Here is a 16,464-nt window from a genome sequence, read left to right as displayed (position 1 = left end):
ATAAGAGGATGAGGCAGTGAAAATCGGTTCGGTTCTGATCCTCGCGCTTCTCGCTTCGGTCGCTGCGCCGGCGAACGCACGCGACCTGCTCGTGTCCGATCCCGCGCAGTTCCGTGCGGCGGTCAAGGCGGCGAAGCCAGGCGACGCCATCTTGCTCGCCGACGGTGAATGGCGCGACTTCCAGGCGCTGTTCGTCGGCACCGGCACCGCGGCGAAGCCGATCACCCTCGCGGCGCAGACCAAGGGCAAGGTCATTCTGACCGGTCAATCGAACCTGCGGCTGGCGGGGCGCCATCTCGTCGTGTCGGGGCTCGTCTTCAAGGACGGCGCCAGCCCGACCGCTGAGGTCATCTCCTTTCGGCGCAATTCGGCCGATCTGGCGCGCGATTCGCGCGTCACCGAGGTGGTGATCGATGGCTTCAGCAAGGCCGACCGCCGCGCGGAAGATATATGGGTTGCGCTCTATGGCACGGAAAACCGCGTCGATCATTCGCATTTCGAGGGCAAGACGAACAGCGGAGTGACGCTGGCGGTCATCCGCAAGGCGGGCGATCCGCTCGATAACCGGCACCGCATCGACCATAATTATTTCGGACCGCGCCCGCCGCTCGGATCGAATGGCGGCGAGACGATCCGCATCGGAACGAGCGAGGAATCGCTGTCGGACAGTCACACAGTCGTCGAGCGCAATATGTTCGATCGCTGTAGCGGCGAGGTCGAGATCGTCTCGGTCAAATCGGGCGGCAATATCATTCGCGAGAATCTTGTGCTCGCCTCGCAGGGCGCTTTCGTGCTCCGACACGGCAACGGCAATATCGTCGAACGCAACATCTTCTTCGGCCAGAGGGTTCCCGATACGGGCGGCGTGCGTGTGATCAATCGCGATCAGATCGTACGCGACAATTATCTGGAGGGGCTTGCCGGCACCTCGTTCAAGAGCGCGATCAGCGTGATGAACGGCGTCCCCAATTCGGTGATCAATCGCTATCACCAGGTCGTCAATGCGCGGATCGAGGGCAATAGCATCATCGACGCCGCGCGCATCACCTTCGCGGCCGGTGCCGATGCCGAACGCTCGGCCCCGCCCGTCGACAGCCGGTTCGATCGCAACCTGATCGTCGGGGCGAAGGGGACTGATCCCTTTCGGGCGGGAGGCGCAATCGGCGGCATTGCATTGGTCGACAATGTCGAGGCCACAGTAGCACGGCCGCTGCTTGGCGCAGGAGTCGAGCAGCGCGAGATCGCGCTCGAACGCGGCGCGAACGGTCTGCTGTATCCGACCGACCCGGCGCTCGCCGCCATTGGCGCACCGCGCGATCTTCGTCCGGTGACGCGCGACGAAGTGGGTGCCAGCTGGTATCGAAGCACAGCGCCCGAAGCTGCGTTCGGCGCCGGTGTCGCGCGCCCGGTTGCCGCGGGCGCCTCGCTCGCAGCCGCGGTTGCCGACGCACAGGCGGGCGACACGCTGACACTTGCGACAGGCACGTACGACGTTCCGGCTCCGCTTGCGGTGCGGCACCGGCTGACCATCGCCGGCGCGAAGGATGCAAAACCCGTGCTCCATATCGCCTCGCAGCTTGCGCGGGTAATCGGGGGAGGCGGTTTGCGGCTCGAAAATCTGGCGGTCGACGCGCATGCAGCGAAAGGCGGTGGGCCGTTGATAGCGGTCGAATCCGGCGTCGCTCCCAATTATGCGATCGCTTTCGATGGCGTGTCGGTGCGCGGACCGGGCAAGGGGCGCCTGGCCGGAGTCGCGATGGCGCCGGGCACCTTCGCCGACGATATCATGATCGCGAGAAGTACCTTCGCCGACATGGGCGTCGTGATCGACGGCACCGGTGAACAGGAGCCGAAAGGCTGGTATCCGATGGAGCGGCTGACGATCGAGGGCAGCAGCTTTGCCGCCGTCGCGATGATTGCCGACCTGCTGCGCAAAGGGAAGGACGAAAGCACCTTCGGCCCGTGGTTCGCAATGACCGGATCGAATGTGGCCGACAGCGGCGCCGACGGCATCTCGCTGCGCATCTCGGGCGCGCAGCATGTTCGCATCGCGGCCAATAATTTTGCGGGATCTGGCGCGGTCGCCGTTATCCATTCGGTCGGCACCCCCGACACGCGGATCAGCGGCAATGCCTTTGCCGAAACTCCCGCGCCGAGGGTCGAAGAACTGGTCTACGAAGGGCCGCTGCGCGCAGATTTGTCGAACAATGTCATGGAGGCACGGCCATGACGCGATCCTTCGCCCTGCTGCTCGCTGCTGCCATGCCCGCCGCGGCCGCCACTGCTGTTCCGCCGCTTCCTGCTGTGGACGCCGCCGCCTATCCGCCGCTGTTCGCCGCTGAAGTCGACGCAGCGAAACGCGATGTCGAGGCGTCGATCCGGGCGGGAGTCGACGTGCCCGTGCCGAAAGATCCGGGCGGCGGCTTCACGCACGAACAGCATAAACGCAATTACCGGATCATCTTCGAGGGCGGTCAGCTTTACCGGCTCACCGGCGACGTCCGCTACCGCGACCATGTCCGCGATATCCTGCTCGCCTATGCCAAACTTTACCCGACGCTTGGGCCCCACCCGGCGGCGGCGAATCAGGCGGCCGGACGACTGTTCTGGCAGAGCCTCAACGACAGCGTCTTCCTCGTCAATGCGGTGCAGGGCTATGCGCAGATCCGCGACGCGCTGACCCCCGCAGAGCGAGCGCGCATCGACGATGGCGCGATCCGTCCGATGGCGAAATTCCTGTCCGACGGGTCGCCCGAGGTGATTGGCCGCATCCATAATCATGCGACCTGGGCCTGTGCGGGAGTCGGGCTCGCGGGCTATTTGTTGGGCGACCGCGATCTGGTCGAGAAGGCTTTGCTGGGGCTCGACAAGAGCGGCAAGACCGGCTTCCTTCGCCAGCTCGATCTGCTCTTCTCGCCGGACGGCTATTACGCCGAAGGCCCCTATTATCAGCGCTATGCCTTGATGCCCTTCGTCGTTTTCGCCGCGGCGATCGACGCCAATGAACCGCAGCGCAAGATCTTCGACTATCGCGGCGGCATCGTCCTGAAAGCCGTGCGAACTGCCATCGACCTCACCCATGACGGCTACTTCCTTCCGATCAACGATGCGATGCCCGACAAGAGCTTGCGCACCGATGAGCTCTATCATGCGGTTGCAATCGCCTATGCCGCGACGCGCGATCCCGCCTTTCTGTCGATCGCTCAGTGGCAGGGGCGTACGGTGCTGACGCCCGCGGGAGAGGCACTGGCGGCGGACGTAGCGGCAGGCAAGGCCAGACCGTGGCCTTTTGCTTCGCGGCTACTTTCTGACGGGCCCGACGGCAAGGGCGGGGCGCTCGTTCTGTTGCGCGATCGCCCGACGGCGACCGGTCCGCTGCTCGTCGTCAAAAATACCGTCCAGGGCATGGGGCATGGACATTTCGACCGGCTGAACTGGCTCTATTATGACGAGACGGGCGCGGTCGTCACCGATTATGGCGCGGCGCGTTTTCTGAATGTCGAGGCGAAGCGCGGCGGGCGTTACCTCCCTGAAAACGACAGCTGGGCAAGTGCGACGGTGGCGCACAATACGCTCGTCGTAGATGAACAAAGCCATTTTGCGGGCGACTGGAAAGCGGGAGAGAAAGTTCCGACGCACCAGCTCGCAAGCGGCCTCGTCGGTCCGACGCGCTATTCGATCGCGGAGGTCGACGGCGCTTACAAGGCTGTCGCGATCCGCCGCGCGCTGTTGATGCTCGATATCGACGGCCTTGGTAACCCATTGATCCTCGATATCCTCCACGGAACTGGCGGCGGCAGGCATCGCTATGACCTGCCGCTGCACTTTTCCGGGCAGATTATCGACAGCGATATTGTCTTTGACCGCAAATTTATTGAGCGGCCGGTGCTGGGCACCGCAAACGGCTATCAGCATCTGTGGGTCGATGGCGTGGGCAGCGCGCCCGGCGAGGCAGCGCGGCTAACCTTCATGCAGGGCAACCGCTTCTACAGCTACCATATGGCGCCGCCCGCGGGCGCCCGCTTCATCCTCGCGGAAAGCGGCGCGAACGATCCCGAGTTCAACCTGCGCCGCGAGCCCGTTCTGATCCAGCGCATCGACGGTGTCGGCAGCGCGACCTTCGTCGGCCTGCTCGAACCGCATGGTTCCTATGACGCCTCGGCCGAGACGGTCGTTGGCAGCCGGGCGCGCGTCGTCGGGCTCGACCACCGCCGGCTGAGCGATGCCGACCTGGTTGTCATCGCGCTTGCCGGCGGCGACCGCCTGGCGGTCGCCGTCTCCGACAATGTCGCGGCGGATGCCCGGCACGGCGTCACGATCGACGGTGCGGCGTATTCGTGGACCGGCCCCGTCGGCCGGTTCGATCTTGCCAAGGGAGGCGCAAAATGAAGGGCGGCCTGCGCTGGTGCGTGATCGGCCTGATCGGCCTCGCCACCGTCATCAACTATATCGACCGCAACGCGCTCGCGGTGATGTGGCCCGAAGTGTCGAAAGACATCGGCGCCACCAAGGAAGATTATGCGCTGCTCGTGACGATCTTCATGATCGCCTATGCCTTCGGTCAGTCGCTGTTCGGGCGCGTGTTCGACGCGATCGGGACAAGGATGGGCTTCACCATTTCGATCCTCTTCTGGTCGCTGTCGATCGCGGCGCACGCGCTTGTCCGATCGATGCCGCTGCTCGGTGTACTGCGCGCGACTTTGGGGGTCAGCGAGGCGGGGAACTGGCCGGGCGCGGCCAAGGCCAATGCGCTCTGGTTTCCTTCGCGCGAACGCGCGCTCGCGCAGGGTATATTCAACGCCGGAGCATCGCTGGGAGGGATCGTCTCGGCCCCTCTCGTCGCATTGCTTTTCGTCCAGTTCGGCTGGCACGGCACCTTTTTTATCGTCGGTATACTGGGCTTTGTCTGGCTGGTTCCGTGGCTATGGTTCTACAAGGGCGACCCTGAAAAGCATCCGTGGCTCAGTGACGCGGAGCGTCAGCATATTCTGACCGGCCGTGCCCAAACCGGGCCGGGCGACGATCGCCGCGTGCCGCTCGGCGAACTTCTCCGCCATCGGCAGAGCTGGGGCGTGATCCTGTCGCGCTTCTTCCTCGATCCGGTGTGGTGGCTGTTCGTATCGTGGCTGCCGATCTACCTTGCGGAGACCTTTGGCTTCGACGTGAAACAGATCGGACTGTTCGCCTGGGTGCCCTTCGTCGGCGCGATGCTGGGCAGCTTGTTCGGTGGGTGGCTGGCGGGGCGGATCATCGCCGCCGGCGGGAGCGTCCACAAAGCGCGCACGCTGACGATCGGCATTGGCTGCGCGATCATGCTCCCCGCGCTGCTCGCGACGATCGGCGCCGACGATCCGCTCAGCGCCGTTCTGCTGATCGCGGGTATCCTGTTCGGTTTCCAGATGGCAATCGGCAATATCCAGACACTGCCGAGCGACTATTTCGGTGGCGGCGCGGTCGGCAGTCTTGCCGGGATCAGCGGCACCGCCGCGGTCGCCGGGACGCTGATCACCACCTGGCTCGTGCCGGTGCTCACGAAGAATGGCTATGCGCCGATCTTTGCGCTTTCGGCGGCGATCGTTCCGCTCTCCTTCCTCGCATTCCGACTGATCGGCGGCCGCGTCGAACCCGTCGCGACTGCGCCCCGCAACACCCAAGAATAAGGAAAAGAATTCGATGAATCTCCAAGGAAAAACTGCGCTCGTCACCGGCGGTGGCCGGGACATCGGCCGATCGGTATCGATCGCGCTCGCACGCGCCGGCGCGCGCGTCGCGATCAACTACAACAGCGGTCGCGAAGCGGCGGAAGCGACATTGCAGGCGATCCGCGATGCGGGCGGCGAAGCCTTTCTGGTGCAGGCCGATGTGACCGACGGCAGCGCTGTGCGCGCGATGCTCGACGAGGTCGGCGTCGCCTTCAGCGGCCGGCTCGACATTCTGGTCAACCTTGCCGGTGGAATGGTCGCCCGCAAGACGCTCGGCGAGATGGACGAAGCCTTCTTCGACCATGTCATGACACTCAACATCAAATCGGCCTTCCTCGTCCTCCAGGCGGCCCTACCTTTCCTTGGCGAGGGGGCGGCGGTCGTCAACGTCTCGAGCCAGGCGGGACGCGACGGGGGCGGCCCCGGAGCGTCGGTTTACGCCACTGCAAAGGGCGCATTGATGACCTACACGCGGTCGATGGCGAAAGAGCTCGGGCCGCAGGGAATCCGCGTCAATGCGGTCTGCCCCGGGCTGATCGGAACCAGTTTCCACGACATTTTCTCGAAACCGGAGGGCCGCGCGGCTACCGCCGGAAACACTCCGCTCCGCCGTGAAGGCCATCCCGACGAGGTCGCCGATACTATCGCCTATCTCGCATCCCCCGCGGCGAGCTTCCTCGCCGGCGTCTGTCTCGACGTGAACGGCGGACTCTATTTTTCGTGACGATGTAATCCATAAAAGAAGGGAACGGGACATGCGCTGGTTAGCCATTCCGCTGTTCGCCGCTGCTCTTGCCGGCGGCGCGCAGGCCAGGGAGCGCGAGCGGACCGATGCCGAACCGCTTTCGCCCTACAAGATCATCCTTGTCGGCGATTCGACGATGGCGCCGCACAGCGGCTGGGGCGGCGCTTTCTGTGCCGGCCACGTCAAATCGTCGGTGGCGTGCGTCAATGCCGGGCGCGGCGGTCGCAGTACGCGCAGCTACCGCCAAGAGGGGAGCTGGGACATCGCGCTCGGCGAAGCGAAAGTGCCGGGCTATCGCGCGACCTATGTGCTCATTCAGTTCGCGCACAACGACCAGTCCAGCAAAGCCGAGCGCTGGACCGAAGAGACGACCGAGTTTCCGGCCAATTTACGGCGCTTCGTCGAGGAGGTGCGCGCGGCGGGGGCGGTCCCGGTGCTCGTGACGCCGCTGACGCGGCGCGATTTTCGCGACGGTCAGCTTCGCAATACGCTTGCGAGTTGGTCGGACCGGGTGCGCAGCGTCGCCAAGGCGATGGATGTGCCGCTCGTCGACCTCAATGCGCTGAGCGCGGCGCAGGTGCAGGAGATGGGCGCTGAGATGGCGATGCAGCTTGCGCAGGAGCCGCCGAGCGACGAGGAGCTTGCCGCGGCCAGAGCCGGGACCACGCTCGCCGCACGTCCCGCGCCGCCATCGCCGCCGCCGATCACCGGCAAGGGCGCGCGGGGACAGGTTACGCGCAAGTTCGATTATACCCATCTGGGCACTGTCGGCGCCGAGGTTACGGCGCGGCTCGTGACGCAGGCGCTTGCTGCCGCCGTGCCGGGTTTGGCGAGCCAGCTCGTTCCCTAAGTTCGACTGCGGGCGGAAATATAAATTGGTCTGTCCAATTTTGCTTACAAAATGGTTGACAGAAAATAAGTTGTGTTCGACCATATTGGTCAGAACAGAATCACGGTATTCGAGGGAGAGACGGCGTGAAGGTTCAGGATGAGGCTCGTATTCGTGCGCTCCGTGCGGGGTTGATGGCGGGGGCCGGGCCGCTGCTGTTGCTCGCAATGCCGGCGGCGGCGCAGGAAGCCACCGGTGCTGCCGAAACCGCGATGACCGAAGAGGATGCAATCGTCGTCACCGGTATCCGCGAGACGATCCAGAATTCGATCAATGTGAAGCGCCGCGAAACGGCGATCGTCGATGCGTTGTCGGCGGACGACATCGGCGACCTTCCAGCCCTGTCGGTCGGTCAGGCGATTCAGACGATCACCGGCGCGACGACGCACCGCGAGAAGGGCGATGCGTCCGAAATCGCGCTTCGCGGTCTCGGCCCTTTCCTGTCCAACGCAACCTTTAACGGCCGCGATGCGACCAATGGCAGCGGCGACCGTTCGGTGAACTTCAATCAGTTTCCGTCCGAACTCGTCAACAATATCAAGATCTACAAGACCCAGCAGGCCAATCTGGTCGAAGGCGGGGTTGCGGGTACGATCGAGATCGGCACGCTGCGCCCGCTCGATTTCGGCAAGCGTCGCATTCAGGGCGAGATCAAAGGGCAATATAACCCCTATGGCGACCGGATCGTCGGGTCGGGCGGCACCGGCTGGCGCGGGACGCTGAGCTATGTCGATCAGTTCGCGAACGACACGATCGGCATTTCGATCGGTTTTCAGCGCAACGACACGAACAATCCTGAGGAAACCTATGCCGCGAGCTCGACGTGGAGCGCGTGCCGTGCCGACATCGTGGTTCCGAGCAACAATTGCACCGAACTCGCGCGCGAGGATTATGGTAGCGGCATTCCCTATTATCTGATTCCGAACAGCCGCATCTTTCGCCAGATCAGCGAGACGGACCAGCGCGACGCCGCTTTCGGTGCGATCCAGTGGCGCCCGTCGGACCAGATCAACGTGAACCTCGACGTTCAATATTCGGACCGCACCTATGTCGAGAGCCGTCGCGATCTGACGCTCTCCGAAGCGCGGCGGAGTCTCGTGAATGTCGAATATGATGCGGACGGCATCGTTCGCCATCTGGAAGGCCAGAGTTCGCTCGAATCCAATGGGTCCGAACTTTCGCGGTCGGAAGAATATCTGGGCGGCGGCCTGTCGGTCGAATGGAAGCCGAACGACCGGCTGACGCTGACCGCCGACGGCAGCTATTCGCGGACGATCCGCAAGGAAATCGAGCGCAACTTCCGCCTCCGCACCGATCCGACCGACGTCAACGGCGTGCGCACCGTTTTCAACAATATGCGCATTCCCTACACTTATGATCTTGCGCCGGGCAGCTTCGTCCCGACGATCACGATCGATCCGCGCTTCGATCTCGACAACCACGATCTCTTCTGGGACGATGCCCGCTTCCGCCGCGACGAGGCCAAGCGCCGCAACGAGATTGTCGCCGGGCGCGTCGACGCAATTTATGAAATGGACGGCTTTTTGCGGAGCATTTCGGCGGGTGCGCGCTGGGCGCGGCTGACCTACCGCGACTATGATGTCCGCAACGGCGACTTCAACCAGAATCCGGCGCGGGCCGAGGACCAGCGGATCAACAATCTCTGCCGCCAGGCCTTCCCGCAGCGCGATTATCTGACCTCTGCCAAGGGCAATGACATCCATAGCTGGGCGACTTTCGACGCCGATTGCCTGTTCCGAGAATATCTCGGCACCGAAGATCCCGGGCTTCCCGACGATATTCGATCGGTTGCGAACCGGGACGTCACCGAACATACGCTCGCGGGCTATGTGATGGCCGAATATGAAAGCGATCTCGGCAATCTTCCGATCCGCGGCAATTTCGGCGTTCGCGTGGTCAAGACCGATGTCACGTCGAACGGGCAGCGGAGCGACCTGATCATCATCGACAATGGCGACGGGACCATCCGGCTTGATGACAGCGGCGAGTTCGACACGGTCACGATCAAGAGCAGCACGACGCGTATCCTGCCCAGCGTCAACGCAATCTTTGAAGTCGCGCCCAACACGCTGCTGCGCCTCGCGGGTTACCGCGCGATGTCGCGCCCTGCGCCTAGCGCGCTTGGTGCCGGGCGGACCTTCACGCTCGAGGATGGCGGCAGCTTTACCTCGGTCCAGGACGCGATCGAAAACGCACGAGCGAACGGCAGCCCGCGCCTCAAACCCCTGATGTCGTGGAACGCCGATGCCGCGATAGAATGGTATCCGAACAAGGACAGCCTGTTGTCGGCGACCGTCTATTACAAACAGTTCACGGGTGGCTTCCAGCCGATAGTGTATGACGAAAGCTTCAGCATCGACGGCCAGGACGTGACGGTTCCGGTTATTCAGACCCGCAACAGCCCCGACAAGTCGCGCATCTACGGTCTCGAACTTACCGCAGCGACGCGTTTCAGCTTCCTGCCCAAGCCGCTCGACGGGCTGGGTGCAAAGGTCAGTTACAACTACGCCGACTCCAATTTCGAGAATCAGGATGTTCGCCTAGGCGACGTCTATGATCCCGAAACCGAAACGGTATCGCCGGGGCTGATCGCACCCGCCGGCCTGTCGGGTTACTCGAAGCACGTCCTTTCGGCGCAGGCCTATTATGAAATTGGCCCCGTATCGCTTCAGGCGATCTATAATTACCGGTCGAAATATTATCAGGACTTCGTCGGCGGCAACAGCCAGCTGCGCTATGTCGGGCCCAGCGAAACCTTCGATTTTCGCGCTTCGCTGGCATTGATGCGTGGCGTGTCGCTGCGCTTCGAGGCAATCAATATCTTCAACGAACCGAAGGCGACCTACATGCCCGTCTATGGCAGCAGCCGCCAATATCACTATTACGGGTCGAAATATTTCATCGGCATCCGGGCGCGGATCTAGCTTGTCACGCCGGTTCGCCTTCTGCTGCATCGCCGCGATGGCGGCGCTCGTGGCGCCGGGAGCGTCGGCCACCGGTGAAATCGCACCCGGTCGAATCGTCAAGGACGCCGTCTATCGAATGGCGGACGGCAGGCCGCTGCACCTAGACCTTTATATTCACTCGGCTGCTCGCGAAAGACCGGGGCCGGTCCTTATCCATTTCCATGGCGGCGGCTGGGCGCGTGGCGCGCGCCCCGAAAGCTGGACCGGCTTCCGCCCCTATATCGCCGCCGGCTTTTCGGTGGTTACCGTCGAATATCGCCTCGCCGGCGCGGCGCGGGCGCCGGCGGCGGTCGAGGATGCGCGCTGCGCGCTGCATTGGATCAGCGCCAATGCCGAGCGTTATGGCTTCGACCCCGCCCGGATCGTCGTCTCGGGCACGTCAGCGGGCGCGCATCTGGCTTTGATGGCCGGGCTGTTGCCTGACGAAAATGCCATCGATCCTGCCGAATGTCGCGGCGCCGAACGCGCGGCGGCGATCGTCGATTTCTATGGTCCGACCGATCTGACAGCGACGAAGGGCCCCTCGGGCGCGCCCCACGCCACGGTTGCAAACTGGATCGGGGAGGGGGATGGGGCCGACGCGATGGCGCGCCGCATGTCGCCGATCGCTTGGCTGCGCCGTGAGATTCCACCCATATTCATCGGCCACGGCGATGCCGACTCGGTGGTGCCGGTTGGACAGTCGATCGACCTCAAGCGGCGGCTTGACGAACTCGCGGTTCCGGCCGACCTCTTCATCGTACCCGGCGGCGGTCACGGCAAATTCGATGCGGACAGCCAGCGAATGATGACTGCGCGCGCCTTGGCCTTCCTTTGCGGCCACCGAATCCCCGACCCGCGCGTATGCGGCGAGAAAAACTGAAACGGCGGGCGTGATGGGCTTCAAACTTGTCCTACCTGATTGTATAGACTTCTTGGCATTGGAGCGGGGAGACGATTGAGTATGGCCGAACGCCGCCTTTTTGAAGAGATTGCCGACACGATCCGCAGTCTCATCCACGACGGAACCTATCCGCCCGGAACCCGCCTGCCCGGCGAACGCGAATTGTCCGAACAGTTCGAGGTCAGCCGCGTGACCATTCGTGAAGCCGAGATTGCGCTCCAGGCAACCGGGTGGATTCATATCCGGACCGGCGCCGGCGCCTATGTCGCGACACCGCTTCCCGATGATAATTCGATCTTGCCGAAGGTCAGTGCCTTCGAATTGACCGAAGCACGTTCGCTGTTCGAAGCCGAGGCGGCGGCGCTCGCTGCGCCGACCATCTCGGCCGAAACGCTCGCGAAGCTTGACGAACTGCTCAAGGCGATGGCCGACGATAGCAAGAGCGAAGAGGACGTCAGCGCGATCGATCGCGAATTTCACATGACGATTGCCGCGGCATCGAACAACAAGGCGATCATCCACGTCATCGAACGGCTGTGGCGGATGCGTCTTGAACTGCCGGAGGTGAAACAGAGCCATTCGCTCGTCTGCCGCAAGGACGGCAGCGCGCGCCAGGCCGAACATGCCGACGTCGTCGAAGCGTTGCGCCGCCAGGACGCGGCGGGCGCGCGGCTCGCAATGCGCCGGCACTTCAACCGTCTGCTCGAATCGATGCTAGACGAAACCGAAGAACGTGCGCTCGACGAGTTGCGTCGGCGTGCGGCCGAAAGCCGCGAGCGCTATCTGCTGAGCGCGAAGCTTGCCTGACGATGAGACACCCGCCCGGATGACGGTTCGACCGCGCGCCGACGATGTGGCGGCTTCCATTGTAAATGCCCGCCGACGTGGAACGGCGCTGCCGGCATTCCCGCAGCCGCTCCCGGCGTCCCTCGATGAGGCCTATGGGGTGCAGAAGCAGGTGCGCGAGGCGCTGGGAAAGCCGGTTCTGGGCTGGAAGGTCGGCCGTATCCCGGCACCCCTGGTAGAAAGCTTGGGTGCCGAACGTCTTGCCGGGCCGGTTTTGCGCTGCACCGGGATCGTGGCATCGGAAGGGCAGGCACACGTCTTTCCCTGCGGCGCGGGGGCCATCGAGGCCGAGGTCATGCTGCAGATCGACGCGGTGCCCGGCCATATGCCGTCCGCGGATCGCCTGTTCGATTATATCGGTGAGATCCGCGCCGGATTCGAGGTGGCCAGTTCACCCGCACCCGACGTCCATGATCATGCGCCCTGGTCGATCATCGCCGACTTGGGCATCAATAACGGAATATTATTGGGCCCGCCGCTCGGCCGCGACGACTTCGACCGTCTCGAAGTCGAAACCACGGTCGCGGGAACGTCTGTCGGCAGAGGGCGGGCATGCGACGTGCTCGACGGACCGCTGGGATCGGTGCGTTTCCTGATCGACCTGCATCTTCGAGGACGTATCGCACTCGAGCCGGGTCAATGGCTGTCGGCGGGTGCCATAACCGGCGTTCATCCGATCCGGGTTGGCGAGACCGCAACCGCGACCTTCGGTTCGGCGATCGCAATTGGCTGCACCGCGATAGGCGAAACCGGAATCGATTGATGGCAGCACCACCCTTTACCGTTGCCTGCTTCGGCGAAATCGTGATGCGCGTGTCGGTGCCGGACGGTGAAATGCCGCTCCAGTCGCCACGCTTCGATGCCTTCGTTGGCGGTGCCGAAGCCAATGTCGCCGTTGCGCTTGCATCTCACGGCCTGGCGGTGCGCATGATCAGCGCATTGCCCAGCGGCCCCATCGGCGATGCTGCGATCAACGCGATCCGCGCACACGGCGTCGATGCGACCCGGGTCGAGCGACGCGAGGGACGGATGGGCCTTTATTATCATATTCCGGGGGGAGCGTTTCGACCGGCAGAGGTGCTGTATGACCGCGCCGATTCTGCCTTTGCGACAATGGCGCCAGGCGACTGGAATTGGGACGACCTGCTGGTCGGTGCTGACTGGCTGCATCTGTCGGGTGTGACGCCGGCACTGGGCCCGCAATCGGCGGAGGCCGCCTTGGCGGCCGTGCAGGCGGCCCATGCGGCGGGTATCGGCATTTCCTTCGACGGCAATTGGCGCGGCCGCCTGTGGGAAAGATGGAACGATGATCCGGCTGCGATCCTTCGCCGGATTGTCGGCAAGGCAACTGTCCTGTTCGGCAATCATCGCGATGCATCGGTGCTTTTGGGGCGCGAGTTTTCGGGCGAGGGCGAATCCCGGCGCCGTGCTGCCGCGCTGGCGCTTCTCGATGAATATCCGTCCGTTCAATATGTTGCGTCTACGGCACGACGCATCGTCGGCGCGACCGATCACCGGATCGCGGCCAGGGTGGACGCGCGGGATTCTTTCGCGGCTACCGCTGAAATCAGGATGGAACCGATCAGGGACCGCGTGGGCACGGGCGATGCGTTCGCCGCGGGCGTCCTCGATGCGATCTGGCAGGGTAGCGGGCCGGAAGGCGCGGCGCGGTCGGGTCTTGCACTGTCGGCGCTGAAACATGGGGTGCGGGGCGATTTTGCACCTTTTCCCCGTGCGGTGGCGGGCGCAACGCTTTTCGAGGTGTCCGACGTCGTTCGCTAGGGTCGGCGGGCCCGCTGTCTCGGCGGCCGCACTTGCTGACCGAAGCGCTCGCTCGGTCGAGCCTTGCCGATGACGAAGCAGGTTTGACGGATCTGCCTCACCTTTTCTGGGAGCAGCGCTGCTTGTGCGGGGCGTGCAGGTGTCCGCTTCATATGCATCTTGCGCAGGCTGGCTGCGGGGAACTATCTGCGTGCCGCTGCTGTGGTGCAATCCGGACCAGAGCCGACCGCCATGTATTCGAGGAGGTTCGATGACCCGGTCCATCATCGCGATGTTGCTGACGTCGTTACTGGCTTGTGCAACTGCGGCGTCGGCCCAAACGCCTGGTCTCTTCGTCGATTCCCGAAGCACGACTGTAGAGGCGGCCAATACGCTGGAGGGCCCGGCGAGAGACGACGCACTCCGGCTCGCGAAAATTCCATCTGCATCGTGGCTGGCCTACGGATCGCCGGACGTTGTGGAAGCGAAGGCTCGCGACATCGTCGACCGTGCCGTGGTCGATGGGCGCCTTCCGGTTCTGGTGGCTTATAATATCCCTTATCGCGACTGCGCTCTTTATTCGGCTGGCGGCGCTATCGACAGTGATGCCTACCACGAATGGATCCTCGGACTTGCACGCGGGATCGGGAGGCGCGCCGCGATCGTGATCCTGGAACCCGACGGTCTTGGTGTCATTCCATGGCACCGCACGCTCGGCGGTGAGATCGAAGGCTGCCGGCCTGAAGGAAAGGACGAAGCCGCCGCGGCGCGCCGATATGAGGAATTGCGCGACGCCGTCGAAATTCTTTCGGAGCAGCCGGAGGTTCGCGTCTATCTCGACGGAACCGGTAGCAGTTGGCTCTCGCCCGGCGAGATCGCCAGCCGGCTGATGAGGGCGGACGTCGCCAGAGTGTCGGGTTTCTTTCTCAACGTCTCGAATTTCGAGAGCGACGACCGCGTCATTCCCTATGCGCGATGGGTCAGCGACTGCATCGCGCTCATCACGCGCGGCGGGCTCGATCCTCGCGACTGCCCGAGCCAGTACAGCCCGGCGACCTTCGAAGACGAGGCAACCTGGCACACGACCGACAAGGCCTATGATCGTCTGTTCGTCCGAGCAGGGCTGAAGCGCGACCCGGCACGCCAGAAACATGCGGTGATCGACACAAGTCGCAACGGCCGGGGGTCCTGGAAACCGCCGTTCGGCAAGTATCGCGATGCCGAGGTCTGGTGCAATCCGCCCGGCCGGGGTTTGGGACGGCGTCCTTCGCTGGAAAGCGGTCATCCCTATGTCGATGCCTTTCTCTGGATCAAGGTGCCGGGCGAATCCGACGGAGAATGCCTTCGCGGAAGCGGCGGGGCGGTCGATCCCGAGCGGGGCGTCAGGGCGCCGCCTGCCGGTCGGTGGTTCCCGGCCCAGGCGCGCGAACTGATCGAACTGGCCGAGCCGCCGTTACCCCCGCAGTGAGCGGTCGTCGCGGGCAGCAGATGGCGCCGCGGTTGAAGCCCGAACGAGCAATTCATGGGCATGATCGCGTGGCTCCAACGCCGAGGCCTCGTTCTTCCCGTCGAGCGCTGCAATCAACCGGTCGGCGGCGTCCCAGGACATTTGTCGAACCGGCTGGTTGACGGTCGTCAGCGGCGGCCAGGCGGTGCGCGAAACCTCTGAATTGTCGAATCCGGCCACCGAAAGGTCGCCGGGCACGGTAAGGCCCAGATCGCGGGCTGCCGCGATCGCGGCGACCGCCATATCGTCATTCTGCGCGAGAATCGCCGTCGGACGGGGTGAGTGGGCGAGAAGTGCTCGCGCCACGCGGTAGCCGACGTCGTAGGTGAAATCGCCGGTGACGATCAGATTGTCGTCGATGGCGATCCCCATGTCCCCGAACGCGCGCCGGTACCCTTCCATACGACCCTTGCTCGCCGCATGCGACGGATCGCCGAGGATGATGCCGATGCGTCGATGCCCGAGCGACAGGAGGTGCGCCGCGACCGCATGGCCCGCAGCCGCCTCGTCCATCGTGACGACGATGCCGCGGTCGAGTTCGCTGTGGGGAGTGACTCGCGCGTAGGGAAGCCTGTGCCGTTCGAGCATGTCGAGCAGCGTGGGTTGGTCGCAGGCCGGAGGCGCGAGCAGGACGCCATCGAGCCCGGCGCGGAGCAGGAGTTTCCCCAGTTCCTGGGGCCGGCTCGCGACATGATTGAAAGGAAGCACGACGAGGCGGTAGCGCCCGTCCTCAAGGCGCCCGAGCGCCCCGTTCTGCAATTCGACGACATAGCTCGGGCTCGGCCGCTCATAGGTGAGGCCGATCAGAAAGGATCGGCGGGCGATCAGGCTCTGCGCGGCAAGATTGGGATGATAGTCGAGCTGTGCCGCCGCCTCCTTGACCTTTTGCCGCACCGCCTTGCTCACATGGGGGGCGTCGTTGAGCGCGCGCGAAACAGTCTTGGGCGTGACGCCGGCAATGCGTGCGATGTCGACAATCGTGGCTCGCTTGGAAATCCGCCCCTCCGTCATCATGCAGGCCGCTGAAGCTCGCCCGATACTGCGCGATGTCCTGTCTCTTAGCGGCTCGCTTGACTTGTGTCGATGCATGACAGTAAACGTTGACCGAGAATCGGTAAACGTTGACATAACATTGGGGAGGGGG

The 16,464-nt window shown here is 63.9% G+C and carries 12 protein-coding genes; 11 read left to right on the top strand and 1 reads right to left on the bottom strand.

Annotation, left to right across the window (positions count from 1 at the left end; translation table 11 throughout):
* The first annotated feature begins 16 nt into the window (after positions 1–16).
* From AC58D2_RS16520 to AC58D2_RS16470, 11 genes are all read left to right on the top strand, one after another.
* Positions 17–2,230, top strand: coding sequence for a polysaccharide lyase 6 family protein (locus AC58D2_RS16520; protein WP_497392114.1), 2,214 nt, complete (start codon positions 17–19; stop codon positions 2,228–2,230).
* Positions 2,227–4,389, top strand: a complete 2,163-nt coding sequence (locus tag AC58D2_RS16515; RefSeq protein WP_497392112.1) for a heparinase II/III domain-containing protein — start codon at positions 2,227–2,229, stop codon at positions 4,387–4,389. The genes AC58D2_RS16520 and AC58D2_RS16515 overlap by 4 nt, the downstream gene beginning before the upstream one ends.
* Positions 4,386–5,660: an MFS transporter gene (locus AC58D2_RS16510; RefSeq protein WP_497392111.1), complete on the top strand. Its 1,275-nt coding sequence runs from the start codon at positions 4,386–4,388 to the stop codon at positions 5,658–5,660. Before AC58D2_RS16515 ends, AC58D2_RS16510 begins: the two co-directional genes overlap by 4 nt.
* A 13-nt stretch (positions 5,661–5,673) precedes the next feature.
* Positions 5,674–6,426 carry an SDR family NAD(P)-dependent oxidoreductase gene (locus AC58D2_RS16505; protein WP_497392110.1) on the top strand — a complete coding sequence of 251 codons (753 nt, stop codon included), beginning with the start codon at positions 5,674–5,676 and terminating at the stop codon, positions 6,424–6,426.
* A 31-nt stretch (positions 6,427–6,457) separates the two neighbouring features.
* Positions 6,458–7,297 carry a rhamnogalacturonan acetylesterase gene (locus AC58D2_RS16500; protein WP_497392108.1) on the top strand — a complete coding sequence of 280 codons (840 nt, stop codon included), beginning with the start codon at positions 6,458–6,460 and terminating at the stop codon, positions 7,295–7,297.
* Between the two features lie 125 nt (positions 7,298–7,422).
* Positions 7,423–10,281: a TonB-dependent receptor gene (locus AC58D2_RS16495; RefSeq protein WP_497392106.1), complete on the top strand. Its 2,859-nt coding sequence runs from the start codon at positions 7,423–7,425 to the stop codon at positions 10,279–10,281.
* 1 nt (position 10,282) lies between these two features.
* A complete protein-coding gene (locus AC58D2_RS16490) occupies positions 10,283–11,185 on the top strand; it encodes an alpha/beta hydrolase fold domain-containing protein (RefSeq protein ID WP_497392104.1) in 903 nt (300 codons plus the stop codon).
* Between the two features lie 81 nt (positions 11,186–11,266).
* The gene (locus AC58D2_RS16485; RefSeq protein WP_497392102.1) at positions 11,267–12,013 is read left to right on the top strand and encodes a FadR/GntR family transcriptional regulator; all 747 of its coding nucleotides are present in this window, start codon (positions 11,267–11,269) and stop codon (positions 12,011–12,013) included.
* Positions 12,014–12,032: 19 nt separating this feature from the next.
* On the top strand, positions 12,033–12,815 hold the full coding sequence (locus AC58D2_RS16480; protein WP_497392100.1) for a 2-keto-4-pentenoate hydratase: 783 nt from the start codon (positions 12,033–12,035) through the stop codon (positions 12,813–12,815).
* Positions 12,815–13,834: a sugar kinase gene (locus AC58D2_RS16475; protein ID WP_497392099.1), complete on the top strand. Its 1,020-nt coding sequence runs from the start codon at positions 12,815–12,817 to the stop codon at positions 13,832–13,834. The genes AC58D2_RS16480 and AC58D2_RS16475 overlap by 1 nt, the downstream gene beginning before the upstream one ends.
* Positions 13,835–14,024: 190 nt before the next feature.
* Positions 14,025–15,281, top strand: coding sequence for a glycoside hydrolase family 6 protein (locus tag AC58D2_RS16470; RefSeq protein ID WP_497392097.1), 1,257 nt, complete (start codon positions 14,025–14,027; stop codon positions 15,279–15,281).
* Here the strand turns inward: AC58D2_RS16470 and AC58D2_RS16465 are convergent.
* Positions 15,267–16,448, bottom strand: a complete 1,182-nt coding sequence (locus AC58D2_RS16465) for a LacI family DNA-binding transcriptional regulator (protein WP_497392095.1) — start codon at positions 16,446–16,448, stop codon at positions 15,267–15,269. The two genes, AC58D2_RS16470 and AC58D2_RS16465, sit on opposite strands and share 15 nt — an antisense overlap.
* Positions 16,449–16,464: the final 16 nt, after the last annotated feature.

It is taken from the genome of Sphingopyxis sp. CR5 (assembly GCF_059693785.1).
The sequence above is the reverse complement of the archived record's forward strand: the minus strand, read 5'-3'. Positions and strand labels throughout refer to the sequence as shown.

Bases quoted from the DNA above. Each gene is read 5' to 3' on its own strand.
- AC58D2_RS16515 (WP_497392112.1), top strand. From the start codon at position 2,227: ATGACGCGATCCTTCGCCCTGCTGCTCGCTGCTGCCATGCCCGCCGCG.
- AC58D2_RS16510 (WP_497392111.1), top strand. From the start codon at position 4,386: ATGAAGGGCGGCCTGCGCTGGTGCGTGATCGGCCTGATCGGCCTCGCC.
- AC58D2_RS16505 (WP_497392110.1), top strand. From the start codon at position 5,674: ATGAATCTCCAAGGAAAAACTGCGCTCGTCACCGGCGGTGGCCGGGAC.
- AC58D2_RS16500 (WP_497392108.1), top strand. From the start codon at position 6,458: ATGCGCTGGTTAGCCATTCCGCTGTTCGCCGCTGCTCTTGCCGGCGGC.
- AC58D2_RS16485 (WP_497392102.1), top strand. From the start codon at position 11,267: ATGGCCGAACGCCGCCTTTTTGAAGAGATTGCCGACACGATCCGCAGT.
- AC58D2_RS16480 (WP_497392100.1), top strand. From the start codon at position 12,033: ATGACGGTTCGACCGCGCGCCGACGATGTGGCGGCTTCCATTGTAAAT.
- AC58D2_RS16475 (WP_497392099.1), top strand. From the start codon at position 12,815: ATGGCAGCACCACCCTTTACCGTTGCCTGCTTCGGCGAAATCGTGATG.
- AC58D2_RS16465 (WP_497392095.1), bottom strand. From the start codon at position 16,448: ATGTCAACGTTTACCGATTCTCGGTCAACGTTTACTGTCATGCATCGA.